The organism is Bacillus sp. PDNC022 (genome assembly GCF_016919285.1).
GTDB lineage: Bacteria > Bacillota > Bacilli > Bacillales > Bacillaceae > Bacillus > Bacillus safensis.
This window is the reverse complement of record NZ_CP070345.1, coordinates 751,812-775,625: the sequence shown is the minus strand read 5'-3', so window position 1 is coordinate 775,625 and position 23,814 is coordinate 751,812. Positions and strand designations below refer to the sequence as shown.

General features: G+C 40.7%; 30 protein-coding genes. 8 read left to right on the top strand and 22 right to left on the bottom strand.

Annotated elements, in window-relative coordinates; all coding sequences use genetic code 11:
- Positions 1–26: 26 nt before the first annotated feature.
- The 4 genes from JVX94_RS04180 to ilvA all read right to left on the bottom strand — a co-directional run bounded on the left by JVX94_RS04180 (position 27) and on the right by ilvA (position 3,227).
- Positions 27–617: an SCO family protein gene (locus tag JVX94_RS04180; protein ID WP_197198183.1), complete on the bottom strand. Its 591-nt coding sequence runs from the start codon at positions 615–617 to the stop codon at positions 27–29.
- A gap of 23 nt (positions 618–640) precedes the next feature.
- Positions 641–1,483 (bottom strand): DegV family protein, encoded by an 843-nt coding sequence (locus JVX94_RS04175; RefSeq protein WP_095408817.1) that lies wholly within the window; start codon positions 1,481–1,483, stop codon positions 641–643.
- A 187-nt stretch (positions 1,484–1,670) separates the two neighbouring features.
- A complete protein-coding gene (locus tag JVX94_RS04170) occupies positions 1,671–1,922 on the bottom strand; it encodes a YpmP family protein (protein WP_024422728.1) in 252 nt (83 codons plus the stop codon).
- 36 nt (positions 1,923–1,958) lie between these two features.
- Entirely contained in the window at positions 1,959–3,227 is a 1,269-nt protein-coding gene (ilvA, locus tag JVX94_RS04165) for a threonine ammonia-lyase IlvA (RefSeq protein WP_205184611.1), read from the bottom strand.
- Between the two features lie 181 nt (positions 3,228–3,408).
- Here ilvA and JVX94_RS04160 point away from each other — a divergent pair, with 181 nt between their 5' ends.
- Both JVX94_RS04160 and trhA read left to right on the top strand, forming a co-directional pair.
- Positions 3,409–4,362, top strand: a complete 954-nt coding sequence (locus tag JVX94_RS04160; protein WP_205184609.1) for an AAA-type ATPase lid domain-containing protein — start codon at positions 3,409–3,411, stop codon at positions 4,360–4,362.
- A 14-nt stretch (positions 4,363–4,376) separates the two neighbouring features.
- Positions 4,377–5,015: a PAQR family membrane homeostasis protein TrhA gene (gene trhA, locus JVX94_RS04155; protein ID WP_095408819.1), complete on the top strand. Its 639-nt coding sequence runs from the start codon at positions 4,377–4,379 to the stop codon at positions 5,013–5,015.
- A 38-nt stretch (positions 5,016–5,053) separates the two neighbouring features.
- Here trhA and JVX94_RS04150 read toward each other — a convergent pair whose 3' ends face one another.
- From JVX94_RS04150 to JVX94_RS04095, 12 genes are all read right to left on the bottom strand, one after another.
- Positions 5,054–5,677: a lysophospholipid acyltransferase family protein gene (locus tag JVX94_RS04150; RefSeq protein WP_197198184.1), complete on the bottom strand. Its 624-nt coding sequence runs from the start codon at positions 5,675–5,677 to the stop codon at positions 5,054–5,056.
- Between the two features lie 19 nt (positions 5,678–5,696).
- On the bottom strand, positions 5,697–6,182 hold the full coding sequence (locus tag JVX94_RS04145) for a dihydrofolate reductase (RefSeq protein ID WP_205184607.1): 486 nt from the start codon (positions 6,180–6,182) through the stop codon (positions 5,697–5,699).
- Positions 6,179–6,973 (bottom strand): thymidylate synthase, encoded by a 795-nt coding sequence (locus JVX94_RS04140; RefSeq protein WP_024428141.1) that lies wholly within the window; start codon positions 6,971–6,973, stop codon positions 6,179–6,181. The genes JVX94_RS04145 and JVX94_RS04140 overlap by 4 nt, the downstream gene beginning before the upstream one ends.
- A 105-nt stretch (positions 6,974–7,078) precedes the next feature.
- Positions 7,079–7,606 carry a phosphatidylglycerophosphatase A family protein gene (locus JVX94_RS04135; protein WP_095408822.1) on the bottom strand — a complete coding sequence of 176 codons (528 nt, stop codon included), beginning with the start codon at positions 7,604–7,606 and terminating at the stop codon, positions 7,079–7,081.
- Between the two features lie 18 nt (positions 7,607–7,624).
- Positions 7,625–8,242: a YpjP family protein gene (locus JVX94_RS04130; RefSeq protein WP_144470899.1), complete on the bottom strand. Its 618-nt coding sequence runs from the start codon at positions 8,240–8,242 to the stop codon at positions 7,625–7,627.
- A gap of 297 nt (positions 8,243–8,539) precedes the next feature.
- On the bottom strand, positions 8,540–9,328 hold the full coding sequence (locus JVX94_RS04125; RefSeq protein ID WP_205184605.1) for a class I SAM-dependent methyltransferase: 789 nt from the start codon (positions 9,326–9,328) through the stop codon (positions 8,540–8,542).
- Positions 9,329–9,394: 66 nt separating this feature from the next.
- A complete protein-coding gene (locus tag JVX94_RS04120; RefSeq protein ID WP_095408825.1) occupies positions 9,395–9,829 on the bottom strand; it encodes a BrxA/BrxB family bacilliredoxin in 435 nt (144 codons plus the stop codon).
- Between the two features lie 83 nt (positions 9,830–9,912).
- Complete coding sequence (gene ilvD, locus JVX94_RS04115) at positions 9,913–11,589, bottom strand: dihydroxy-acid dehydratase (protein WP_024422739.1); 1,677 nt, start codon at positions 11,587–11,589, stop codon at positions 9,913–9,915.
- Between the two features lie 307 nt (positions 11,590–11,896).
- Positions 11,897–13,033 carry a conserved virulence factor C family protein gene (locus JVX94_RS04110; RefSeq protein WP_095408826.1) on the bottom strand — a complete coding sequence of 379 codons (1,137 nt, stop codon included), beginning with the start codon at positions 13,031–13,033 and terminating at the stop codon, positions 11,897–11,899.
- 30 nt (positions 13,034–13,063) lie between these two features.
- Positions 13,064–13,675 (bottom strand): HD domain-containing protein, encoded by a 612-nt coding sequence (locus JVX94_RS04105; RefSeq protein ID WP_197198186.1) that lies wholly within the window; start codon positions 13,673–13,675, stop codon positions 13,064–13,066.
- 13 nt (positions 13,676–13,688) lie between these two features.
- Positions 13,689–14,171: a glutathione peroxidase gene (locus tag JVX94_RS04100; RefSeq protein WP_095408828.1), complete on the bottom strand. Its 483-nt coding sequence runs from the start codon at positions 14,169–14,171 to the stop codon at positions 13,689–13,691.
- 74 nt (positions 14,172–14,245) lie between these two features.
- Positions 14,246–15,928, bottom strand: coding sequence for a formate--tetrahydrofolate ligase (locus JVX94_RS04095; RefSeq protein ID WP_205184603.1), 1,683 nt, complete (start codon positions 15,926–15,928; stop codon positions 14,246–14,248).
- Between the two features lie 139 nt (positions 15,929–16,067).
- Here JVX94_RS04095 and metA point away from each other — a divergent pair, with 139 nt between their 5' ends.
- Entirely contained in the window at positions 16,068–16,976 is a 909-nt protein-coding gene (gene metA, locus JVX94_RS04090) for a homoserine O-acetyltransferase MetA (RefSeq protein ID WP_095408830.1), read from the top strand.
- A gap of 227 nt (positions 16,977–17,203) precedes the next feature.
- The gene (locus JVX94_RS04085) at positions 17,204–18,355 is read left to right on the top strand and encodes a diglucosyl diacylglycerol synthase (RefSeq protein WP_095408831.1); all 1,152 of its coding nucleotides are present in this window, start codon (positions 17,204–17,206) and stop codon (positions 18,353–18,355) included.
- 32 nt (positions 18,356–18,387) lie between these two features.
- On the opposite strand, the gene JVX94_RS04080 is transcribed toward JVX94_RS04085, so the two are convergent.
- A complete protein-coding gene (locus JVX94_RS04080; RefSeq protein ID WP_144470909.1) occupies positions 18,388–19,089 on the bottom strand; it encodes an AIM24 family protein in 702 nt (233 codons plus the stop codon).
- Positions 19,090–19,350: 261 nt separating this feature from the next.
- Between JVX94_RS04080 and cspD the strand changes: the two genes are divergently transcribed.
- The gene (gene cspD / locus JVX94_RS04075; protein ID WP_003215784.1) at positions 19,351–19,551 is read left to right on the top strand and encodes a cold-shock protein CspD; all 201 of its coding nucleotides are present in this window, start codon (positions 19,351–19,353) and stop codon (positions 19,549–19,551) included.
- 51 nt (positions 19,552–19,602) lie between these two features.
- On the opposite strand, the gene JVX94_RS04070 is transcribed toward cspD, so the two are convergent.
- The 3 genes from JVX94_RS04070 to JVX94_RS04060 all read right to left on the bottom strand — a co-directional run bounded on the left by JVX94_RS04070 (position 19,603) and on the right by JVX94_RS04060 (position 20,812).
- Positions 19,603–19,785: a hypothetical protein gene (locus tag JVX94_RS04070; RefSeq protein WP_039179402.1), complete on the bottom strand. Its 183-nt coding sequence runs from the start codon at positions 19,783–19,785 to the stop codon at positions 19,603–19,605.
- Positions 19,786–19,956: 171 nt separating this feature from the next.
- Complete coding sequence (locus JVX94_RS04065) at positions 19,957–20,139, bottom strand: zinc-finger domain-containing protein (protein ID WP_024422748.1); 183 nt, start codon at positions 20,137–20,139, stop codon at positions 19,957–19,959.
- 1 nt (position 20,140) lies between these two features.
- Positions 20,141–20,812, bottom strand: a complete 672-nt coding sequence (locus tag JVX94_RS04060; RefSeq protein ID WP_205184601.1) for a ribonuclease H family protein — start codon at positions 20,810–20,812, stop codon at positions 20,141–20,143.
- A gap of 94 nt (positions 20,813–20,906) precedes the next feature.
- Between JVX94_RS04060 and JVX94_RS04055 the strand changes: the two genes are divergently transcribed.
- The 3 genes from JVX94_RS04055 to JVX94_RS04045 are packed head-to-tail and all read left to right on the top strand — an operon-like array spanning position 20,907 to position 22,161.
- Positions 20,907–21,596 (top strand): queuosine precursor transporter, encoded by a 690-nt coding sequence (locus JVX94_RS04055; RefSeq protein ID WP_003215661.1) that lies wholly within the window; start codon positions 20,907–20,909, stop codon positions 21,594–21,596.
- Between the two features lies 1 nt (position 21,597).
- Complete coding sequence (locus tag JVX94_RS04050) at positions 21,598–21,993, top strand: reverse transcriptase-like protein (RefSeq protein ID WP_203128560.1); 396 nt, start codon at positions 21,598–21,600, stop codon at positions 21,991–21,993.
- Between the two features lie 42 nt (positions 21,994–22,035).
- Complete coding sequence (locus JVX94_RS04045; protein ID WP_003215584.1) at positions 22,036–22,161, top strand: hypothetical protein; 126 nt, start codon at positions 22,036–22,038, stop codon at positions 22,159–22,161.
- 203 nt (positions 22,162–22,364) lie between these two features.
- Here JVX94_RS04045 and JVX94_RS04040 read toward each other — a convergent pair whose 3' ends face one another.
- Together JVX94_RS04040 and JVX94_RS04035 are read right to left on the bottom strand one after the other, a co-directional pair.
- Entirely contained in the window at positions 22,365–23,252 is an 888-nt protein-coding gene (locus JVX94_RS04040; protein ID WP_095408835.1) for a 5'-3' exonuclease, read from the bottom strand.
- Positions 23,253–23,529: 277 nt separating this feature from the next.
- Complete coding sequence (locus JVX94_RS04035; protein ID WP_144470921.1) at positions 23,530–23,793, bottom strand: YpbS family protein; 264 nt, start codon at positions 23,791–23,793, stop codon at positions 23,530–23,532.
- Positions 23,794–23,814: the final 21 nt, after the last annotated feature.

Here is a 23,814-nt window from a genome sequence, read left to right as displayed (position 1 = left end):
TTTTCGCTCATTTGAACATCCTTATGCTAGCTTCGGCTAAGCGTTTTGATATCCTTGATGATGTCATCATATGGTGTGTTTTGCACGCCATCATAATTTTTCATCACTTTCCCTTCTTGATCGACAAGGAAAAACAGGGACTGATGAATCACTTGGTCTTCATCTTCAGGTTTTTTTACAATGGTTTTAAAGCTTTTCATTGCGAATTTTTCAATTTCTGACTGTGAATACCCAGTGAGAAAATCCCAATTTTTAAAGGACAATGGATATGCTTTTGCAAAATCTTTTAGCTTTTTCGGTGAATCGACCTCAGGGTCCACGCTAAAGGAAATGATATGCGCATCCAATTTTTCTTCTTTTAACCGTTTTTGCAGCTCTGTCATATGAGCGGTCATCGGCGGACAGATCGTTTCACAGCTTGTGAAAATAAAATCTGCTACCCATATTTTCCCCTTCAAATCATCCAATGACACCTTTTGACCATTTTGGTTTTCAAACTCAAACGGCTCTATTTGATAATTTAACGCATCCTTGATTTGTCCATTTGAACATGAGACTAAAAGAAGCACGCTTATCATCATAAGCGCACCAAGCAAGGCTCCCCTTTTTCTATCCATGATATGTCCATCCCCTTTTTCCATCAATCGGTATAAAAAGTAAAGCCTATAGCGCCCTTTCCGGTATGACACGAAATAATCGGTGTTGTGTAGGCAATATCAATCAGTGCTTCAGGTGTGTGATCAAGCAGCGCGTTTTTTAGCTTTTCGGCGAGTTCTAATGCATCTGCATGCGCTATGCCAATGGCTTGAACTGTTTTTCCTTTTACCGCCTGTACATACTGTTTTGTCAAATGGCGGACAAGCGCAGAGTAGCTTCTCACATTTGCTTCTGGCGTGTATACCCCGTCTGTTAAGCTGGCAATTGGTTTGATGTGAAGAAGTGAGCCGATCAGCGCCTTTCCTCTTCCAATTCTGCCACCTTTGACGAGATTTTCTAATGTATCGATTGTGACATATAGCTTGGTTTGAAGACGGATTTTATCTAATTCAGTGATGATGTCTTCACGGCTTGCACCCTTTTTGGCAAGTTCTGCTGCTTTGATGACTTGAAATCCTAATCCATAGGAAATAAAATTCGAATCAATCACCGTGATGTTTCCATCTACCATCTTCGAAGCGCTTTCAGCAGTTTGAACAGTACCACTCATTCCACCAGTTAAATGGATACTGATCACTTCACTTCCATCTGCCGTCAGTTTTTCATATAATTCGACGAATTGACCGATCGCAGGCTGAGACGTTTTCGGCAGTTCCTCAGCGGCCTCCATTTTTTCAATAAATTCATCTGGCTGTATATTCACTCGGTCAATATAATCAACTCCAGAAATGGAGATATTGAGCGGAATCACGTGAATGGAAAGATCATTGATTTTCTCTTGCGGAAGGTCCACAGTTGAATCTGTTACAATTTTAATTTGTTTCACTATCGTCTCATCCTTGCTGTCTTAGTCTTTACTTATGATATTACCTTATTTCCTGCATACTTGAAAACAACTCACCTAACGTTTTTGAAATTGTCACATTTTCTTCTTGTCACGAAAAAAATCCTTGCCAAACTGAGCAACGGCCACTTCAAAATGGCTGCTTCCCCCTTTTGACAAAGATTCCTGCTTACGCATTGTGTTTCAGTGTAGGCTCTTGATAGATCTGTTCATATGTGCTCCACTTGACGTTACGTTTCACATCCTCTCTGAAAGAGTACACAGCTCTCTTTCCTTTAGATACATAGACTTTTTTCAAGAAAGCTTCAAGTCTAAAGGTGAGCATGAAACGATACGTCTCATCTCCCTTTAGAACAGGGACTTCTGTTACCTTGATCTGAGCTCCATCCATCCGTCTAAAACATATTGTTTTGAGCAGCACAAACGATCAATCCTCTTTTCCAATTATCTGTTAAGCCTAAATAAATAGGTGGAATAAATCTTGATCTTTATTCACTTCAACATAGTGGAAGCCTTTTTTATCCATCCGATCAATCAGCGCGGCATAGTCATCTCTTTCTTTCAATTCGATGCCGACTAGCGCAGGGCCTTTGCTTCGGTTATTCTTTTTCGTATATTCAAAGCGTGAGATATCGTCATTTGGCCCTAACACTTCATCTAAAAATTCACGAAGTGCTCCTGCTCTTTGCGGGAAATTGACAATGAAGTAATGTTGAAGCCCTTCATAGATCATTGAGCGTTCTTTGATTTCTTGCATTCTGCCGATGTCATTATTTCCTCCACTGACAATACAGACAACATTTTTGCCTTTAATTTCCTCGCGATGGGCATCTAATGCTGCGATCGGCAATGCGCCAGCCGGTTCTGCTACAATCGCACATTGATTATACAGCTCTAAAATCGTTGTACATACTTTCCCTTCTGGTACAAGACTGATTTTATCAACAACAGATTGAAGCGATGTAAACGTCTTTTCACCAATCCGTTGAACCGCTGCTCCGTCTACAAACTTATCGATCGAATCAAGTGTCACAACCTCGCCCTTCTCATGTGAAGCATGCAGTGAAGCTGCGCCAAGCGGTTCGACTGCAATAATTTCGGTTTCTGGTGAGATATTTTTGATATATGTACCAACACCAGATAACAGACCTCCACCTCCGACACTTGCAAATAAAAAGTGAGGCTCCTCTTCGATATCATTTAATATTTCTACAGCAGTCGTTCCTTGTCCTGCCATCACATCCAAATCATCAAACGGATGGATAAATTCGCGCTTCTCTTCATCTCCGCATTTTACAGCTTCATGATACGAATCATCAAACGTATCTCCGGTTAAAATAATTTCAACATATTCTTTTCCGAACAGCTCCACTTGTGATACTTTTTGCCTTGGCGTCGTAGCAGGCATAAAGATTTTCCCGTGGATGCCTAAATATTTGCAAGAATAGGCAACACCCTGCGCGTGATTTCCAGCACTTGCACAAACAATGCCATTTTCTAGTTTATTTTTTGGAAGCTGGCTCATTTTATTAAAAGCGCCTCTTAATTTAAAGGAACGAACTACTTGAAGATCCTCTCTTTTTAAGTAGACATTACATTCATATCGTTCAGAAAGTCGCTCATTTTTTTGAAGTGGTGTATGAATGACTACATCCTTCAAATTTTGATGGGCTTTTAAGATGTCTTTCACTTGAATTAGCGTATTTTCTTTGAGCAACGGTTTCATGTACAAGATCCTTTCTCTTTAACCTTATTTAATTTGTCATTATAACATGAATATTCAAAAAATAAACCAATAGATCACGGATCAATCATAAATTTTATAAACTTTTTCGTTTTCCTGTACATTTGTTTTAATTGGGTGTTACAATTGAACCAATTAGAACCACAAAGAAAGGAATCACCCTATGGCTACACATTCGTTCACTTCTATATATGGAGATCATCAAGACATCAAGCATGCTATTCATCTGGCAAAACAATTCTCAGGAAACGACCAGCCTGTCTTGATAACAGGAGACATCGGCACAGGCAAAACGCTATTCGCCCAAGAAATGGCGAACGCATCACTGACACACATGTATTGCCCCACCTTGAATGAAGAAACCTTACAGAAAGCCTTCACAGAAAAAAACAATCAAATTCTTTATTTAGATGAAATCGGCGCATTAAGTATTTCTATGCAGCACCAGGTCATTCACTTTCTAGAAACGTCACCTGCAACAAAAGTAATCGCTTCTTCGTCTTTATCAATAGAGGCACTCAGGGTTTCTTCTACCTTTTTACCCGAGTTGTTTTATCGTCTGAATGTTCTTCATTTGGCCCTTCCGGCTTTAGCCGAACGAAAAACAGACATTCCTGTGTTAACAAATGCTTTCTTTCAAGAGCTGAACATGGCACCTGATATTGATCCAAGTGTTTGGGAAGCCTTGCAGCAGTATCCATTTGAAGGAAATGTGCAAGAGCTCAAAAATATCGTTCATTACGCTGCGGCCATACTCGAAGGCCACACAGTATTTTTACATCATTTACCGCCCTTTGTGTTAGCACCTCTTCCCTCAGCCGTAAAAGGAAAAAAGGAAGAACACCAGCTCACACTAATGGAAAAACAAGAATTTGTTTTCTTGCTGGAAGCCATTAAATCTCTCAATGAAAAAGGAGAAGCAGCCAGCAGGCGCATCTTGTCTGAATTAAGCAAACAAGGAGACATCCCGCTGACCCCTCAGCAGGTGAGAAACCGCTTAGATGATCTTGAGAAAAAAGCATACGTGACGAAAGGAAAAGGCAGGGCCGGAACAAAGATTACACTTGAAGGTCTTTCATTCCTGAAGTCGCTTGATGGTTATATACCGGTTCAATAAAAGGAGGAGATCCATTGTTTACTGTAAAAGAAGAAATTGCAAACGCCATTACACATGGCATTGGTGTTATTTTATCCATCCCAGCCATTGTGTTTCTCGTCTTATTCGCTGTTCAATACGGCACCGTCACAGATATTATCAGCTTTTCAATATTTGGTGCATCCATGCTGCTGCTCTATTTAAGCTCAACCCTGCTTCATAGCATTCGGCACAAAAAAACAAAAGATATTTTTGAAATACTCGACCACTCGGCTATTTATGTATTGATTGCTGGTACATATACACCCTTTTTACTTGGACCACTAAAAGGAGCACTCGGCTATACGCTCCTTGCGATTGTATGGGCCCTTGCTGCTGGTGGGATTGTCTTTAAAATCTTTTTCGTCAAACGTTTTATTATCGTATCCACCCTCGTCTATTTATTAATGGGCTGGATGATTATCATTGCCATCAAACCGCTTTACATCCAATTAACAGGTGTAGGATTTGGTCTCTTACTGTTAGGCGGCATTTTATATTCAGTCGGAACCATCTTTTATATTTGGCGGAAAATCCCCTATCATCATGCGATTTGGCACAGCTTTGTTCTCGGCGGCAGCGCGTCGATGTTCTTCTGTATTTTATTCTATTGCGTAAACGTTCCTGCTGCATGAAAAAAACCAGCATCCACTATTCGGATGCTGGTTTTTTCTTATGCACGCTTTTGTGCGAAATCACTGATCAAGACAGGTGCTTTAATATGAATATCGACATTAACAGGTCGCATTCTTTTCACGATCTTCCCCGTTAAAAGACGATCCGTTCCGCTTGTGTCAATTGGTACAAGCGGACAAGCGGATTCTTCAGCAAGCGCCTCTGCAATGTGACGATATGCTTCTGAAAGCAATATACTCTGCCCAGACATGATTCTTTCTTTTGCTTCTTCTAACAAGACCTCATCCGTTTGATTCTGATGGATAACCGCCATTTTATTCAGCCATTGTTTTAAAATCGGATATCGAAAGAGCTTCGGCTTTGCCATGAAAGCAAATGGCTTCTCAAGGTGGCCAATCAATAATGTCGTCGTAACTGGATTCAGCTCTTTTGTGACATAAATAACCGGGCCATCTGGCAGCTTCTTTTGCTGATGAATGGTCATGACTGATCCTGATTGATCAATACATCCCCGGGCAAACCTTTTTGCATGCTCATGAATGAGATGCATTCGTTTCGTATAGGAAATGCGTGGATCTGTTAATTCATGATCGTACAAATGCCTCATACTTTTTAAAAAGGATACAACAACATAAATCGTTAAAAACCAATAACGAAACAACCGTACTCCTCCTACTCACTTATCCTTTTTTGTCATATACGACAAATTCATAATTGTAGGGGTTCATTTCGTCACGATGGCCTTTTTCGCGTGATACAATCGTCCATTCGTCTTCATTGTAATACGGGAAATAGCGGTCTCCTTCAAACGCATAGTGAATGTGCGTGATATATAACCGATCCGCATATGGCATCATTTCTTCATACAGCTTAGACCCGCCAATGATAAATAACTCTGTCTCGCTTTCCCCAATTGCCAAAATATCAGCAATTGAATGAACAACCTCGCATCCTTCTGCTTTAAAAGAAGAACTTGTGGTGAGCACAATGTTTCGGCGGTTAGGCAGCGCTCGTCCAATAGATTCAAAGGTTTTTCTGCCCATGACAATCGTATGACCGCCTGTGACTTTTTTAAAATACGCTAGATCTGCTGGTAAATGCCAAGGCATTTGATTATCTTGACCAATGACTCTGTCTTCTCCTGTCGCCACAATCATGGAAATCATACACTGACTTCTCCTTTAATATGCGGATGCGGATCATAGTTCTCAAGCACAAAATCATCAAAGGTAAAATCAAAAATGCTCTTTACATCCCTTGTGATACGAAGCGTAGGAAGCGTGCGCTCCTCGCGCTCTAGCTGCATTTTCACCTGCGGAAGATGATTTTGGTAAATATGAGCATCTCCTAGTGTATGAATAAACTCACCTGGCTCAAGATTTGTGACTTTGGCAATCATCATCGTTAGAAGAGCATATGAAGCGATATTAAATGGCACGCCTAAAAAGATATCTGCTGATCTTTGATATAGCTGGCAAGAAAGCTTTCCGTTTGATACGTAAAATTGAAACAGACAATGACAAGGAGGAAGCGCCATTTGATCAATTTCCCCCGGGTTCCAAGCACTGACTATCAGTCGTCTTGAATTCGGGTTGTGTTCAATATCATGGATCAGCTTTGTGATCTGATCCACTGTCTCGCCGTCTCCGCTCGCCCACGATCTCCACTGCGCCCCGTATACACGGCCCAGCTCTCCATTTTCATCTGCCCATTCGTTCCAAATCCGGACACCATTTTCTTGAAGATATTTGACATTTGTATCACCTTTTAAAAACCAAAGCAACTCATGAATGATCGATTTCAGGTGTAATTTCTTGGTGGTTAAGAGAGGAAATCCTTCCTGTAAATCAAATCTCATCTGGTAACCGAACGTACTGATTGTACCTGTACCCGTTCTGTCACCTTTTTCATCCCCGTGCTGTAATACATGACGGCATAACTCTTTGTATTGTTTCATTTTTTTTCATCCTTTATTTATGTTCTTGTTGTAGTTTACCTTATTTCAGCTTTTGTTGAAACCAAAAAAACATGCCTGCATGATGGAGCAGACATGTTTTTCTTTTTATGCTTGATTCACTCGTTCCTGCTCTTCATCCTTAATATCTTGGTGTGAGTGAGCAATGCGGCTTGCAGCTGCTGCGGCAAGTGCAGCGACTAGGTCATCAAGGAAAGTATGCACTTCGCCTGGACGGCCCTCATCTAATTCTCGAATAATACCAAATTTCTCTTTATCTAAATAACCGAAGTTGGTCAAACCGATTGATCCATATACATTGACAATGGAAAGCGGAATAATCTCATCAATTCCATATAGCGGCTCATCTGTTTCAACTAAGTGCTGTAAAGGTTCTGGTAAAAGCTTTTTTTCTGCCAGCTGATCAAGGGCAAGTCCTGTTAAAACTGCATGGACAATTTCTCTTTTATTCAGCACTTTTTCAACATTTTCAATACAGACACTAAGTGGAAGGTTTGGATGATATTTTTCCTGGAGCTTCAGCACAATGTGTGCGATATCTTCAATTTTCACTCCGCGTTCGTTTAACATTTGTTTTGTAATCTGCACCATTTCGTTCATTGTATATTTTTTCAATTGGCATGACATCTCCTTCTAGTGGCTCATCCAGCTCGGCGGGGTGTTTTTATCCCAGTAAATATTACCGAGTTCATGATGCGTCTGGAATCCATCTTCTGCTGTATGGTAATGAAAGTTAAACCAATATCCGCTGTGAGGCGGCTGATCTCTTCTGACATGAAAACGGAGCAAATCTTCTCCGGTCTTGCGATTGTAAATGTGGAAGATTTTTTCGCCATTTCCGCTTGAAGGCTGATCAGTTAAAACAACATCTTGAAATTTTTCGTCATCTTTGAAATTTGTTAAATAGTCGGTTAACACTTGTTCAATCTTCGGCTGAATCTCTTCTCTGTACTCGTCCTCAATGACAGGTGTGATTTTACGGCCAAATTTGAGAAAGGATTGATTTTCTGCACTTGACAGCACCTCTTGCTTATATTGCTCAAAGGGGTCTATCTGCTCTTTGCTTTCCTCTTGCGTTAGTTCCCAGCTGCGCAATTCATCTGATGTATCATAAACAGCTGTATAAGGCGTTTTATCAGATGAAGAAAGTTCAGAGGGCTTGTCTGTCATCAAAGCCGATGGAGGAGAGACTAAACCAAAAGTTGCAATCGTAAAGAGCACAACAAGCGTTTTTCTCATCCACATCTTCATGATATCTAATTCCTTCCATAAGTTATCATACTGCTATTCTAGCATATAATGAATTTTCAGTCATTCAATTTGGCCGCCGATTTGAGACTTTCTTTTTCATAATAAAACGTTTACAATAGCAGTAAGGGCGACTAAAATTTGGGAGGAATGGGTATGCTTGAAGGGTTTTTTATTACGGCTTCCTTGCTGACATTATTTTATTTTGTCTATATGGAGATTACAGATTAAAAGCCCTAAATAAGGGCTTTTTTAGATGATTGACAAGGAATTGAAGGAGTTGTCTGCACACCTGAGCCTTTAGTGAGGGCTTTTTTCTTTCTCAATATATCCATAATGAAATTGGGCTGTTTTTCGTTTTAAAACGTGAAATTGATAGGAGTCTGCTAGAAATCGTGTGCTTTTCCAATGATCTTTTAAAACCACTCTTTTTCTCGCCACTCTCAGTGCTTCTTGGACGGCTGTTTCGTGGTCAAAGTCGTGCTCTGCTGCATGACGTAGCGGGGCGATACTTGCAGATTCTTGAATCGTCTCCTCAAACATCGGGTCAAAATAGACGACATCAAATGATTCATCAGAGAGCTTTTTTAGCTGCTCGATACTGTCTCCACTTACAACAGATATCCGTTTCATCGCTTCATCTGCCTCTCTTACCCCCGTCTCCCATGTGTTTAGTCCTTCTCGTACTAATAATGCTGTCATCGGATTCTTTTCGATACCGATGACCCTTCCATTCGTACCTACTCGCATGCTTGCTGTAATGGCATCTGACCCTAAGCCAAGCGTACAATCTAAAAAGGAATCGCCCGGCTGAAGCTGCGTGGCTTCGATTAAAGGATCCTTTTCTCCGCGCAGGAGCCTCTTCACTCTGAACATCGCTGAGCTTGGGTGGAAGAAGAATTTTTCACCATTTGGCTGATACCATTCGAATCTTTCATTCCCCACAACAAGGACGTCTCCTCGTTTCATCGCAAGCTGCTTGACGGATTGTTTGCGCCTGTCTACATACTCACCGTGTAAATCCTCTGCAAGGGCTTTTGCTGTTTCAATTGTTTCTTCATTTGCTCTAAAGCTTGTTGTGATAAGCATGCGGTTCCTCCATCATGATCAAGAAAAAATGCCCTGATTCGATCACAGGACATTTCAACATTTGTATTAGCAATGTTTTTCGAATGCAGATAAGACGTTGTTCATGATGTCTTCCATTTCATGACCTTCAATTTCTTCACGCGGGATAAAATGAACGAGTTCATTTCCTTTTAGAAGTGCCATAGATGGAGACGATGGCTCTTCGCCTGTGAAGTATTCTCTCATTTTTGCCGTTGCTTCCCTGTCCTGACCAGCAAAAACTGTTACAATTCGATCTGGAGTTTTTTCTGCCTTCATCACAGCTTGTGTAGCAGCTGGGCGTGCTAAGCCTGCAGCGCACCCGCATACAGAATTGACTACCACAAATGTCGTTCCTTCTTTTTCTTGCATCGTTTGTTCTACTTCTTCTTCCGTTGTTAGTTCTTGAAATCCTGCACTTGTCAGCTCTTGACGCATCGGTACAACGAGCTGGCGCATGTATTCTTCATATGCCATTGACATAAAAAAGCCCCCTCTATATAATCCTTATGTTGTGAATAAAGGATACTATAGAGAGAGCCAATTTTCAAATGTTCGATATTAGATTAAATTTTCATGATTCCGCCTGTATTGGCTGATGTCACAAGTTTTGAATATCTAGCAAGATAACCCGTTTTCACTTTTGGCTCAAAGCCTTTCCAGTTTGCTTTTCTTCTTTCCCATTCTTCCTCTGGAACATCTACGCTTAAAATGCGCTGCTCGATATCAACAACGACATGGTCACCATTTTCAACAAAGGCAAGCGGGCCGCCCTCAGCTGCCTCTGGAGAGACGTGTCCAATAGACAATCCGCGAGAAGCGCCAGAAAAACGTCCGTCTGTAATTAAAGCAACCTTTGGTCCAAGTCCCATGCCGACGATTTGTGAAGTAGGTGCAAGCATTTCAGGCATGCCAGGTCCGCCTTTAGGTCCTTCGTAGCGAATAATGACAACATGTCCTGCTTCTACTTTTCTATTAATGATGCCTTCAAGGGCTTCTTCTTGGGATTCAAATACGATCGCAGGTCCCTCGTGGCGTGTGATCCCGTCTTGTACCCCGCCCGTTTTAATGATGGCTCCATCTGGCGCAAGGTTTCCAAATAAAACGGCTAAGCCGCCTTTTTCAGTAAATGGTTTGTCAATTGGATAAATGACGTTATAATCTTTTACCTCATGCCCGGCAATGTTCTCACCAAGCGTTTTCGCAGTGACGGTCATTGTATCTAAATGAAGAGCTCCTTCTTTTTTAGACAATTCATTTAGTGCCGCTGTAACGCCGCCTGCTTCATGTAAATCCTCAATATAAACATCTGAAGCTGGAGCAAGTTTCGATAAATGAGGCACACGTTCTGCTACTTCATTGATGCGTTCAAGTGAATATTCAACACCTGCTTCATTTGCAATCGCCAATGTATGAAGAACGGTATTGGTTGAACCACCAAGTGCCATATCTAATGCAAATGCATTATCAATTGCTTTTTCAGTGACAATATCCCGCGGTTTAATGTCTTTTTTGATGAGCTCCATGAGTTGTTTTGCAGACTTTTTCGCAAATTCTCTTCGCTCTGGTGATGTCGCCAAAATCGTTCCATTGCCAGGAAGAGCAATCCCGAGTGCTTCCGCTAAACAGTTCATTGAGTTAGCTGTAAACATACCTGAACAAGATCCACAGGTTGGACAGCCAAACTGCTCTAATTCATTTAATTCCTCTTCATTGATTTTACCTGACTGGTATGCACCAACGCCTTCAAATACAGAAGAAAGAGAAATTTTTCTGCCATCACTTGTTCTACCCGCTTCCATCGGTCCGCCGCTCACAAAAACAGTCGGGATATTCACGCGCATCGCTGCCATCATCATTCCTGGTGTGATTTTATCGCAGTTAGGAATACAAACCATTCCATCAAACCAATGAGCAGATACAACGGTTTCTACAGAGTCAGCAATGATTTCACGGCTTGGCAATGAATATCTCATCCCGATATGACCCATGGCAATTCCATCATCGACGCCAATCGTATTGAATTCAAATGGCACCCCGCCAGCTTCACGAATGGCTTCTTTCACAATCTTCCCGAATTCCTGAAGATGGACATGTCCTGGGACAATATCAATATAGGAATTACATACGGCAATAAATGGCTTGCCGAAATCCTCATCCTTTACCCCCGCCGCTCTTAGTAAGCTTCGGTGAGGTGCTCTGTCGATTCCTTGTTTAATCATATTACTGCGTAGTTCTGCCATCTGTTTAAAAAGCCTCCTATACTACAAGTCTTGTTGACTGCATGATTTTGAGTTGATTTTATTTTACAAATTTTCTGTTTATTTAGCCACCTATGAATGACTGATGACTAACATGGCTGCTGAAGCAAGCGCTCAGCAAGGTTCGTGTCATAAAATCTGACCTCCAATATTCTATATTGGTACTACTATATAGAGTTTTTTCGCATATTTCAACAATATTCAAAATAATTTTTCTAAAAAAATTTTTCTGTCTATCATTTTTAGAAAAACAAGCTGCTTTTCATTGGCAGCTTGTTCATCTTTCTCATCATTCGGATGCATTCTTTCTACTTTCTGTCATTTGCTTCCATACAGAGCCTTTCGCTTCTTCTCCATGCTCAATGCGCTCAATCGCCATTTTCACTTGAAGACTGACTTCAAACTCAGGGTCTTGCTCTGCTTCTTTTAATGCTTCAAGTGCCGTTTCGTCTCCTTCTTCATAAAGGAACATAGCAGCACGCCAGCGGACAAGCTTACTCGGGTCCTTTAATGCTGCGATCATGGCTGCTATAGCACTAGGGTCACCAAGGTCAGAAATACAGTCGCCAGCCGTTCTGCGGACCGTCACTGTTTTGTCTTCGAGCCCCTTATATAAAATAGGCAGAATGGCAGGATCTTCAATCATGCCAGCATTCACAACGGCTTGTCTGCGAATAGACGTTTTTGGATCCTCCATTGCTTTCATTAAAACAGGTATATCCTTTTGCTCTGGCTGCATTTGCTCTAAATGGGCAAAACGTTTTTTCCAATCTTCCTCTTGCAGCATGTCTTCTGTTACATCATACGCCTTTCGGTTCACCTGTCTATCTACAGCTTCCTGTCCCTCTTTAACTGCCTCTGTTAATCGGGCTAAACGCTCATCATCATAGGCTGCTTGCAGCTCCTCTGTGACTTCCTGACCGATATCAGCAAATTCCCCAAAACGAACGCCGTGTTCTTTCCACACACGCTCAAACACGACATTGTCTGAGCTGCTTCTAAGCTTTAAAATGGCTGCTTGAAAACGTTCAGGCATGCCAAACCGTTCTTCTCTTTCACCATCTGACAGTTTGACCTGCATTGGAATACCATTAAACATTTGGACAAACACTTTCACTTCGCCAAATGTGTCATCACCTGACTGCGATCCTTCCTGAAGACCTTCTGTTTCTTGTCCAAAGGCTTCTCTGACCTGTTGTAAAATACCCTGCCAGTCAAACTTTGCATTTCGCTCGACCGCTAAGAAGTCTGCGACATGATAAACCCCTTTTACACCTTCAATGCTTAAAATACGCTTGATCATTTCTGGCGCTTCGTCTTTTTGATCCTTTTTGTAGTTGTTGCTTTTACCGCCTGCAAGTGCTTCTGTCAAAATAACCTTCATGGTATTCGGACTTGGCGTTGGTTCTATTGCTGTTATTTTCATTGATATATCCTCCTTACACACATAAAGACCCTACTCATCTGTAAGGCCGCATTCTTCTTTCCACTTCTTGATAAATAAACTCATCAATTCATGCCGCTCATCGGCAAGCTGCTTTCCTGCATGAGTGTTCATCAAGTCTTTTAATTTGAGCAGTTTTTCTTCCATATGCTTTAGCACAGAGCCCTGCTGCGTGTCCTTTGTATAATGGGGCTCACCTGTTGCGCCAGCATACGTAAACACTCTAGCGATGCCGCTTGCTCCTATCGCATCCAGCCTATCCGCATCTTGAACAATAGCCCCTTCTAACGTCATTGGCCTAAACTGCTTATGCCGATGACGAAAAGACATCGTTGTAATGATGTCCATAATATAGCGGATATCCCGCGTGCCCACTTCCCACAAAAGGAGCTGGCGCTCAAGCTGCTCCTTCGTAATCTTCCATTCACTTGACAGCTTTTCATCAATGACATCATGTACAATTGCCGCCATTTCGATGATAAAAAGAGAGCCGCCTTCCTGATTTGCAATACGAACGGCAAGCTGGCGCACACGAGCAACATGAGCCGCATCGTGTCCAGTCGGTTCATCCTTCAGCCTATCTGAAACAAAGGAGGCAGCTGCCTCCAATTGTTTTTGCTGCATGATCGTCAGCACCTTATTTGTCCAACAGAGCGATGATTGAGCTTTCCAATTCTTTTGGAGGTGTTTTCGGAGAGAATCGTTCAGTGACTTCTCCGTTTTGGTCCACGATAAATTTTGTGAAATTCCATTTCACTGTTTTTGTCCCAAGCACACCTTTCGCTTCACTTGTTAAATGCTTAAACAGCGGGTGCGCCTCTTCGCCATTGACATCTACTTTCGCAAACATTGGGAAGGTCACTCCATAATTCAAAGAACAGAATTCTTGAATGGCTTCTTCTCCTTCTGGCTCTTGGTTCATAAATTGGTTACACGGAAATCCTAAAATTTCAAGGCCCTTTTCATGATATTGATCATATAGCTCTTGTAATTGTTTAAATTGAGGAGTCAGTCCACATTTGCTTGCTGTGTTTACAATAATGAGCACTTTTCCTTTGTAGTCTGCCATCGATTTTTCCTCACCGTTAATGGTCTTGACCTGAATATCATAAATTGACATCTCATAGCCTCCTAGGATTCACTTTTTCTTATCGTAACATGCTTCTTTTAGAAAATCGCTTTTTATGCTCCCGTTTAAAAGAGTCCTGTCACACTGCCGTCTTCTAATAAATCCATTTCAAGAGCCGCAGGTTTTTTAGGTAATCCAGGCATTGTCAAAATGCTTCCAGTTAAGGCCACAATAAACCCTGCTCCTACAGATGGCTTTAACTCTCGAATCGTAATGGTAAAGCCTTTAGGTCTGCCGATTAAAGCTGGATCATCCGAAAGAGAATATTGTGTTTTTGCCATACAAACCGGTAAATGAGCCCAGCCGTTTTCCTCAATGGCTGCCAGCTGCTTTCTTGCTTTGGATGTGAGCGTGACCCCTTCTGCCCCGTATACCACTTTGGCTACTTTAGATAACTTTTCTTCAATGGAATCATTCTCTTCATACAAATAGGTAAAGTTGTTCTTTTTCTTTTCAATGAGTGCCGCTAGTTCCTCGGCAAGAGCTGTCCCGCCTTCTCCTCCTTCTTCCCATACATTCACGGCTTTGACTGGATGGCCATGTTTGCCGCACCAATCTTCTATCGCTTGAATCTCTTCTTTTGTATCCGTAATAAACCGGTTTACCGCGACGATATATGGAAGACCAAAAGCTTGTACGGTTTCAATATGCTTTTCTAAATTATGTATACCTTCTAATACGGCGTGTGCATTCTCTTCTTTCAGTTCGGTTTTCTTCATTCCGCCATGCATCTTTAATGCTCTAACTGTTGCCACAATAACAACTGCACCAGGTTTGAAATCACCAGTTCTTGTTTTAATGTGAAGGAACTTTTCTGCTCCAAGATCTGCTCCAAATCCAGCTTCTGTTACGACATAATCAGCTAATTTTGCTGCCATCTTGGTTGCAATTAAACTATTGCATCCATGTGCAATATTGGCAAAAGGACCGCCATGGACAAGGGCTGGAGTTCCTTCAATCGTTTGAACAAGGTTCGGTTTGAGTGCGTCTTTTAAAAGTAACGTCAGAACACCTTCATATCCAAGTGCTCCAACTGTGACTGGCTCGCCCTCTTGATTATAGGCAACAACAATAGAAGAAAGACGTTTTTTTAAGTCGTTTAAGTCGTCTGCTAAACAGAGGATCGCCATCATTTCAGAAGCCACTGTAATGTCAAATCCGTCTTCTCTAGGATACCCATTTAACTGACCGCCAAGTCCGACAACGACCTGTCTTAATGCACGATCGTTTAAATCAAGAACCCGCTTCCACACAATACGGCGCGTGTCGATGCCGAGTTCATTTCCGTGATGGATATGGTTATCAATAAATGCAGATAAGGCGTTATGTGCAGATGTAATGGCATGAAAATCTCCAGTGAAGTGAAGATTGATTTCTTCCATTGGCAGCACCTGTGAATATCCTCCGCCCGCTGCACCACCTTTAATTCCCATTGTAGGACCTAATGATGGCTCACGCATCGCAATGATCGCTTTTTTGCCAATTTTTTCGAAGGCTTGACCAAGGCCGACAGTTACAGTGGATTTCCCCTCACCTGCTGGCGTAGGATTGATCGAAGTGACAAGAATCACGTGCCCTTCTTTTTGTTCCTTTAAACGGTCAAAAATAGTCAAAGATATTTTCGCTTTTGTGAAACCATAGCTTTCTAATTCTTCGTCATGTATTTGCAGCTTTGCTGCGATGTCTTGAATCGGTCTCAGTGTAGCCTTTTGGGCAATGTCAATATCTGATAAATGCTTTGTGATCATAACAAAATGGCCTCCTTTTTTTACAGAAACAGCATTCTTTTTTGCTCTATTTTTCATTGTAACATAATTGAAACATTGAAATATCGCCAGAAAGTTCCTATAATGAAGTGAAATTAGCTTTGGTTCAGGGGGTGGCGAGTTGCCTATTAACATACCAGTTCATCTGCCGGCAAAACAAATACTAGAGAGCGAAAATATTTTCGTCATGGATGAGACAAGGGCATTCAAGCAAGATATCCGTCCTTTGAATATCGTGATCTTAAATTTAATGCCAAAAAAAATACAAACTGAAACGCAGCTGCTGAGAATGCTCGGAAATTCTCCTTTGCAAGTGTACTTCACGTTTTTGATTCCAAGTACACATACACCGAAGAATACGTCGAGAGAGCATCTAGATGAATTTTATACGACCTTTGAATCGATCCGCCATAAAAAATTTGATGGAATGATCATCACTGGCGCACCAATTGAGCACTTACCTTTTGAAGAAGTTTCTTATTGGAAAGAGCTGCAGGACATTTTAGACTGGAGTAAAACCAATGTGACATCTACCCTTCATATTTGCTGGGGTGCACAGGCAGGTTTATATCATCATTACGGGATTGAAAAAATCAAGCTTCCTGAGAAAAAATTTGGTGTATTTGAGCATCTTGTGAAAGAGAAAAAAGAAAGATTAGTCAGAGGTTTCGATGAAGTATACTATGTCCCACATTCTAGGCATACAGATATTAATACAGAACAATTAAAAAACACGCCGAATTTGAAGGTTTTGAGTATGTCTGAAGAAGCGGGTGTTTGTTTAATTGTTTCAGATGATGATAAACAAGTATTTTTAACTGGACATCCTGAATATGATACAGACACATTGATGCAGGAATATGAAAGAGATTTGTTGAAACATGATACAGTCCAAAAACCTGTCCACTATTTTATAGAAGATGGTGACACATTAGTCCCAGTAAATCGCTGGAAAGCCCATGCCACCTTATTGTTTATGAATTGGCTTAATTATTATGTTTATCAAGAGACACCATACGTTTGGGAATAAATAGACTGTCGTCTGATGATAAATCGACAAAATGTGTTAAAATACAAATGGCTCTGTCTTCCATTATCAATTGAATCTGTTTGTTTTTTAAAATTAGTTTAATTCTTTCGTAACGAATGATATGCTCTAACTGTTTATATGTTATCTTTATGTATATGTAGACCTATGAGATTAATAGTTTTCGTACGAAGTTTTGTTGTTGTTGATTACATTTGAGGTGAATATTCTTGAATACCAATAAAAAAATATTAATCTTGACCGCAAATTATGGAAATGGACATATGCAGGTAGCAAAAACACTGTATGATGAATGCAAATCCCAAGGGTTTGAACATGTTTTAGTTTCTAATTTGTATCAAGAATCGAATCCCATTGTGTCAGAAGTGACTCAATATTTATACTTGAAGAGCTTTTCCATTGGGAAACAATTTTATCGCTTGTTTTATTACGGTGTAGATAAAATTTACAATAAACGCAAATTTAACATTTATTTAAAGATGGGAAATAAGCGTCTCGATGAATTAATTCAGTTACACAATCCGGATATCATCATTATTACATTCCCGATGATTGTTGTACCAGAATACCGAAACAAAACAGGTAAAGTAATTCCAACTTTTAACGTCATGACAGATTTTTGTCTCCATAAGATTTGGGTACATGAAAACATCGACCGATACTATGTTGCAACCGATTATGTGAAACAAAAATTAGTGGAAATCGGCACACATCCAAGCGATGTCAAGGTGACAGGCATTCCTATTAGACCACAATTTGAAGCAGACGTGCCAAAATCGATGATCTATAAGAAATATGGATTATCATCAGACAAAAAAGTTCTTCTCATCATGGCTGGTGCTCACGGTGTGTTAAAAAATGTGAAGGAATTATGTGAGGCGCTTCTTCTCGACAGCGAAGTACAAATTGTTGTTGTATGCGGAAAAAACGCAGCGCTGAAACAATCGCTTAGCGAACTTGAAAAAGCACACCCAGACCAATTGAAGGCGCTTGGATATGTGGAACAAATTGATGAATTGTTCAGAGTAACAGATTGTATGATTACCAAACCAGGCGGCATTACTTTAACAGAAGCAACTGCAATCGGTGTCCCGGTCATTCTTTACAAGCCTGTCCCTGGACAAGAAAAGGAAAATGCTCTTTTCTTTGAGGATTATGGCGCTGCCATTGTCATTAACAGACATGAAGACATTTTAGAATCTGTGACCAACTTGCTGCAGGATGAAGAAAAATTAGAAACAATGAAACAAAACATGAAAAAACTGCATTTAAAACAATCTTCTCAAACCATTTTGGAAGATATCGTCGAGCAGTCAGATATCATCATGAATAACAAAACGTATGCTCGCGCATTATCATAAAAAGGTGTCCGTCATTGACGGACACCTTTTCTTTACCCTTGATTTCCATTTGTTGTGTATACTTCCTCAAACGGCTGAACGACAACAAAGCCGCTTCCGCTAAACTTCATTTGAATTGACTCTCCGCTTCCCCTGCCGATAAAGGTTTTAAATGAAACATCTGTCACAAATTCAGTTTTTAAATCCCCAGACCAAGCAACTGTCGCATTCGGATCTGTAAAAACTGAGTCACCCGGCTGAACAATGAGCGTCAGCGGCTCATAATGACTCGTAACCGCAACTAAGCCCGGCCCTTCTAATTTGACATTAAATAATCCGCCTGCAAGCATGCCAGACACTTTTTTCATCAATTTGATATCCCAGCGGACAGACGGTTCAAAAGCGAGCAGGTCGTTTCCATTAACAAAAACGGATTCCCCTTGAGCCAAACGAAGAATCGAGATTTTTTTGCCTTGATCTGCCACATATAATTTTCCATCACCTGTCGCCTTCATCAGTGAGGTGCCTTCTCCTGAGAGCATTTTTTTGAACATCTTTGAGACGCCGTGTTCAAAAACACCCTCACGTTCAAATTTGATTTTCCCTCGATAGGAAACCATGGAACCTGTTTTTGCCCAAATGGTGTCAGTCAAATTAATTTCTAAAAGCCTTGGTGTTTCAAGTTCGAAGACCCCTTCTCCTTTATCTTCTTGCTGCGTATTCTGAACAAATTCTTCAAGTGTATAACGATTCATGATTGCACCTCTTTCTGTATTTTTTTATATACGGACAAGCTGCATGTTAGGTTTCGAATAGAACGTTTTATATTTCATTGTTATTCACCAAAAAAACAAAAAAATCAAACATTCTGCTCAAAATTTGGCTCGATAGCTTGACGCTTTACTTTTGATGGTGTATAGTGGAACCATCATTTAACAACTGCAAAGTCGTTAGGTGATGAAAATTTTTTTTAGTACGCCAAAAGGTGTGCTACAGTACTAGGAGGAAAAAGCAATATGCAAAACGGTAAAGTAAAATGGTTCAATAATGAAAAAGGTTTCGGCTTCATTGAAGTTGAAGGCGGAGACGATGTATTCGTTCACTTCACAGCTATCGAAGGAGACGGTTACAAGTCTTTAGAAGAAGGACAAGAAGTTTCTTTTGAAATCGTTGAAGGTAATCGTGGACCTCAAGCTGCAAACGTAACAAAAATCTAATCAACTAAATCAATGATGAAACGACAAAATAAAGAGAGGCATATGCCTCTCTTATTTGATTTTCAGCTGAATTTCAATTGCTAAAATATTTTGCTTCAGTCGTTGTTCAATTTCAGAAATATCTTTTTCGAGAAAAGGTCTTCCCTTCTTTGCTACATCTACTAGTTGCTCTAGATCGCTGTACACCTCTTGAAATGTTCGATGTAATACCGTTTCGAAATCCTTATTATTCATGCCGGCCTTCCCCTTTTCCTCTATTATCCGTCACTTAGTCAAAAAGTAACTCAACCAAAACTTTCTATAGTTATATCGGCTCATTTTTCAGAATATGTTCTTTTTTTACACATTCTCTTCGTGTTTTTTTCATGAGCGGATGTTTGAGCAGGGAAAACCGTGTCACAGTGCTTACTTTTTAAGCAGTGTCTGTCCGTATTCTTTTATTTTCTCTCCTACTGTGCATTGCTGGATACAAAAGGAGTGAGCGTATTTTTTGCCATATTCTTTTCGAAAATGCTTCTTAATCAAACAATCTGAACAATACGTGTCTTGGAGATCCGTCAATTCTTGTACTGCTGTTTTTTTATCCACATTATTCAGCTCCGTCTGCTTCTAATTTCAATTTACTTTCGATTGGGACGTCTGCAAGCATTTGCCTTGCAAGCTGATCCGCTTCTGCATTTTGTTTACGATCGATGACTTCATAGGTTGGCGTGAGCTTCAGCTCCTTTAAAGCCGCTTCAATCCGGTCCAGCCATTTGTTATGTACATCATCATAACAAGGCCATTCTCCTTTTAATTGATTCATGACAACAAGTGAATCGCCCCTAATCGTGACAGAATTTCTGCTTGCCCCAAGGTCTTTTAACGCTTTTACTGCCTCAAATAAAGCCGCATACTCTGCTTCATTATTGGTGATTCCTTGGAAGGGATGATTTTTTCTCAAACGATAAGCATCTTCTCCAAGCTTATAGTACACGACAACGCCAAGGCCAGAGTCACCTGTTTCTTTGTGAAAACTTGCATCAAAATAGACCTGAAGCTGATTAGGTTCAAGCTTTAGTTCTTCATTTAGCTTTTCAAGTTCTTTAATAGACCACATCGCCCCTTTTTCATCTTCAAATGATAGGAGTGACTGTGGTTCTTTTTTGTCGATATGTTTTGCTAAAATCAAGGCCTCTTTTAACTCCATCCAATCTTCTTGGAAAAAAGCAATGGACCCAATCGATTTCACTTTCATTGTATAGTGCGCTCTTAATTTCATTGATCACATCGCCTTCCCGTGCTTTTAAGGTAAACGTTCGTTATGCTATAATCAAAAAGTTACATTTTACAATGAGAAAGGAAGTTCATGTCACTTGTTTAATGAAGGTATTTGGATCTTATTTGCGATCATTAATTTTATCATTGTTCTTCTATTTTATAAAGGATTTGGCAAAATGGGCCTTTTCGTCTGGATTGGCTTTGCGACGGTTGCTGCAAATTTACAAGTGGTCAAAACCGTTGAATTGTTTGGCTTAACAGCAACACTTGGAAACATTTTATATGGCAGTGTGTTTTTTGCAACGGACGTATTGAATGAAAAATATGGACAAAATGAAGCGAGAAAAGCTGTCTGGATTGGTTTTGCCACTCTTTTAACGCTTACCGTTGTCATGCAGGAGGCTTTGCTATTCCATCCCGCTCCATCTGATATCTCGCAATCATCGCTGGAAACGATATTTGGCTTTATGCCAAGGGTCGCACTTGGCAGTCTTGCTGCTTATATCATCAGTCAAATGTTAGATGTTTATGTATATTCGTTTATTCGCCGGATATTTCCTTCCGATGGTGCGCTCTGGGTGCGTAACGCTGGAAGTACGATGATTAGCCAGCTGCTTGATACACTGATCTTCACAACCATTGCCTTTCTTGGCACCTATCCATTTCATGTATGGATTGAAATCTTCATCACGACTTATGTGATTAAATTTATCGTCGCCGCGATTGCGACACCATATGCATATGCAGCGAAAAAAATGGTTCCGCTTGATGAAAGGGTGAAATAAATTGCCAGCTGAAATATACATTGATGGTGCTAGCGCAGGTAATCCAGGTCCTTCTGGCATCGGCATTTTCATTAAATATGATGGAAAGGCAGAATCTTTCTCGATTCCTCTCGGATCCATGAGCAATCACGAAGCAGAATTTACCGCTCTTATTGAAGGGATGAAAATCTGCGTAGAAAAAGGACTGCGTTCCGTTTCGTTTCGAACAGATTCACAGGTAGTTGACCGTGCGGCCAATGCAGGATTTGCTAAAAATCCAGCCTTTCAGCATTTTATAAAAGAGATGATCGAGCTTCAAAGCCAGTTTGATTTATTTTTCATTAAGTGGATTCCAAGCAAGGAAAATCAAGCAGCTGATCAGCTCGCTAGAAAAGCGATTCACCTTTCTAAAGGATGAATCGCTTTTTTTCGGTTATGCTAATGTATGAGGTGATACTGATTGGATAAAGAGAATAAAGGTCGTGTCACAAATGGGACAACCCCTCAAGGTGATGCGCAAACAAAAGATAAACAGCCACTATCTCAGCTCGAAAATAGAGCAAAGAAAAGCAATACAAAAAGATGACCTTAGAGATCAGCTTAGCTGATCTCTAACAAAGGGCTAAAATGATTTTTATTTTAGCCCTTTGTCTTCTTTTCAGCGTGATAGAAAACCTTTGCAGTCTAGGAAGGGCGAGTACCGGAGCGGAGCGAATTTGACATTCGTGAGCACCGGAGCGCAGACCTGCGGGCGAATGCGAGGGTTTGTCTATACGCTGAGAGATCGGCTTAGCTGATCTCTATTTTACTTAATCGATTCACCATCGGTTCAATCCCTTTGATTTGATGGTATCGCAGCATGGAAGCAGCTCGTTCTTGATTGATGTTCATTTTCGTCTCATCAATTGGACAGCTCAGCGGGACATCACATTTGATCTCTGCCAATAGACGGGAGAGCTTCAAATCTTCTAATCCTGCTTGCATTTTCTTTTGCTGTGCCGCCGTTAGTTCATGAACATTTTCTAATAACCCATCAATGGTTTGATATGTTTGAATAAATTTTAATGCTGTTTTTTCTCCGATTCCTTTGACGCCTGGGTAATTATCACTTGAATCCCCCATAAGTGCTTTCATATCGATCAGCGCCTTTGGAGAGATGCCCATTTCCTCTTCAAATAGGGCTTTTGTATAATGCTTATAGTTCCCAATTCCTTTTTGCATTAGAGCAACAGTCACTTGCTCATTCAAAATCTGAAGCAAATCTTTGTCTCCAGTTAGAACTGTCACACGTGCTTCATTCTGATAGAGTGCCGCCAGCGTGCCGATACAATCATCTGCCTCAAAGCCCTTTAAACCAACGTTTACAATTCCTAATTCTTCTGTCGCTTCCTTTGCTAAATCGAATTGCGGAATGAGCTCGACAGGCGCCTCTCCTCGATTTGCTTTATAATCTTGAAACAATTCATTTCGGTATGTTTGGCTTCCCATATCCCAGCAGCAAACAATATGAGTTGGCTCAAATGTCTGTACAGCGGTTAATAAATGCTTCAAATAGCCATTCACTCCATTTGTCGGGACACCGTGATCATTTATCATAAAATTGCGATGGACAGCCGTTGCATAGAACGATCTGAACAGAAGCGCCATGCCATCAACAAGCAGTACGTGTTTATTCATTCTTATAAACTCCCTTTTTCAAAACAATACTCCTATTCTATCACAGAACATAGAATTCGACATAAAAAAGGCGCCTTCTTCTTTTGGAAAAGAAGTGGCACCTTTGGATTACTTTTGACCGTATTGCATTTTTTTCGATTCTGCTTCTGCGTAGGACGGCATCTCTTTTTGTTTAGGATTACGCTCATCCTGCTTTTTTGCATGCTTCTTTTTTTCCATCATCATTCCCCTTTCTCGGTTCACTTGTTAAGATGACCAAAAAAGAGAAAGTTACTCTTTACTTCTGTTTTCGTTCGACATACTCCTTAACCATATCAATCGTGACATGCTTACGCAGCGGAACAATTCCGCCTCGTGCAAGCTCATTCATCTTTGAGGTAATCGCATTGATCTCGTCAGTTGTAAATGGTTCGTTTTGCTCACACTTGAAAACAGCAGTCTCTATTGCCTGCTCTCTTTTCTGCTCAAGCGCAAGAAACGACTTGATATGAGCATTCTGTTTTTGTGAATGTGCGGAAATCTCTTCGTGTACGCTCGTCATTTTTTATCAACTGCTTTCTTT

Coding starts and splice junctions, on each gene's coding strand:
- JVX94_RS04140 (WP_024428141.1), bottom strand. CDS start 6,973: ATGAAACAATACAAAGAGTTATGCCGTCATGTATTACAGCACGGGGAT.
- JVX94_RS04145 (WP_205184607.1), bottom strand. CDS start 6,182: ATGATTTCCATGATTGTGGCGACAGGAGAAGACAGAGTCATTGGTCAA.
- JVX94_RS04125 (WP_205184605.1), bottom strand. CDS start 9,328: ATGCTTATCACAACAAGCTTTAGAGCAAATGAAGAAACAATTGAAACA.
- JVX94_RS04035 (WP_144470921.1), bottom strand. CDS start 23,793: ATGACGAGCGTACACGAAGAGATTTCCGCACATTCACAAAAACAGAAT.
- JVX94_RS04120 (WP_095408825.1), bottom strand. CDS start 9,829: ATGTCAATGGCATATGAAGAATACATGCGCCAGCTCGTTGTACCGATG.
- JVX94_RS04110 (WP_095408826.1), bottom strand. CDS start 13,033: ATGAAAATAACAGCAATAGAACCAACGCCAAGTCCGAATACCATGAAG.
- JVX94_RS04105 (WP_197198186.1), bottom strand. CDS start 13,675: ATGCAGCAAAAACAATTGGAGGCAGCTGCCTCCTTTGTTTCAGATAGG.
- JVX94_RS04130 (WP_144470899.1), bottom strand. CDS start 8,242: ATGAAGATGTGGATGAGAAAAACGCTTGTTGTGCTCTTTACGATTGCA.
- JVX94_RS04070 (WP_039179402.1), bottom strand. CDS start 19,785: ATGAATAATAAGGATTTCGAAACGGTATTACATCGAACATTTCAAGAG.
- JVX94_RS04080 (WP_144470909.1), bottom strand. CDS start 19,089: ATGAATCGTTATACACTTGAAGAATTTGTTCAGAATACGCAGCAAGAA.
- JVX94_RS04060 (WP_205184601.1), bottom strand. CDS start 20,812: ATGAAATTAAGAGCGCACTATACAATGAAAGTGAAATCGATTGGGTCC.
- JVX94_RS04100 (WP_095408828.1), bottom strand. CDS start 14,171: ATGTCAATTTATGATATTCAGGTCAAGACCATTAACGGTGAGGAAAAA.
- JVX94_RS04040 (WP_095408835.1), bottom strand. CDS start 23,252: ATGAATAAACACGTACTGCTTGTTGATGGCATGGCGCTTCTGTTCAGA.
- ilvD (WP_024422739.1), bottom strand. CDS start 11,589: ATGGCAGAACTACGCAGTAATATGATTAAACAAGGAATCGACAGAGCA.
- JVX94_RS04095 (WP_205184603.1), bottom strand. CDS start 15,928: ATGATCACAAAGCATTTATCAGATATTGACATTGCCCAAAAGGCTACA.
- cspD (WP_003215784.1), top strand. CDS start 19,351: ATGCAAAACGGTAAAGTAAAATGGTTCAATAATGAAAAAGGTTTCGGC.
- JVX94_RS04160 (WP_205184609.1), top strand. CDS start 3,409: ATGGCTACACATTCGTTCACTTCTATATATGGAGATCATCAAGACATC.
- JVX94_RS04180 (WP_197198183.1), bottom strand. CDS start 617: ATGGATAGAAAAAGGGGAGCCTTGCTTGGTGCGCTTATGATGATAAGC.
- ilvA (WP_205184611.1), bottom strand. CDS start 3,227: ATGAAACCGTTGCTCAAAGAAAATACGCTAATTCAAGTGAAAGACATC.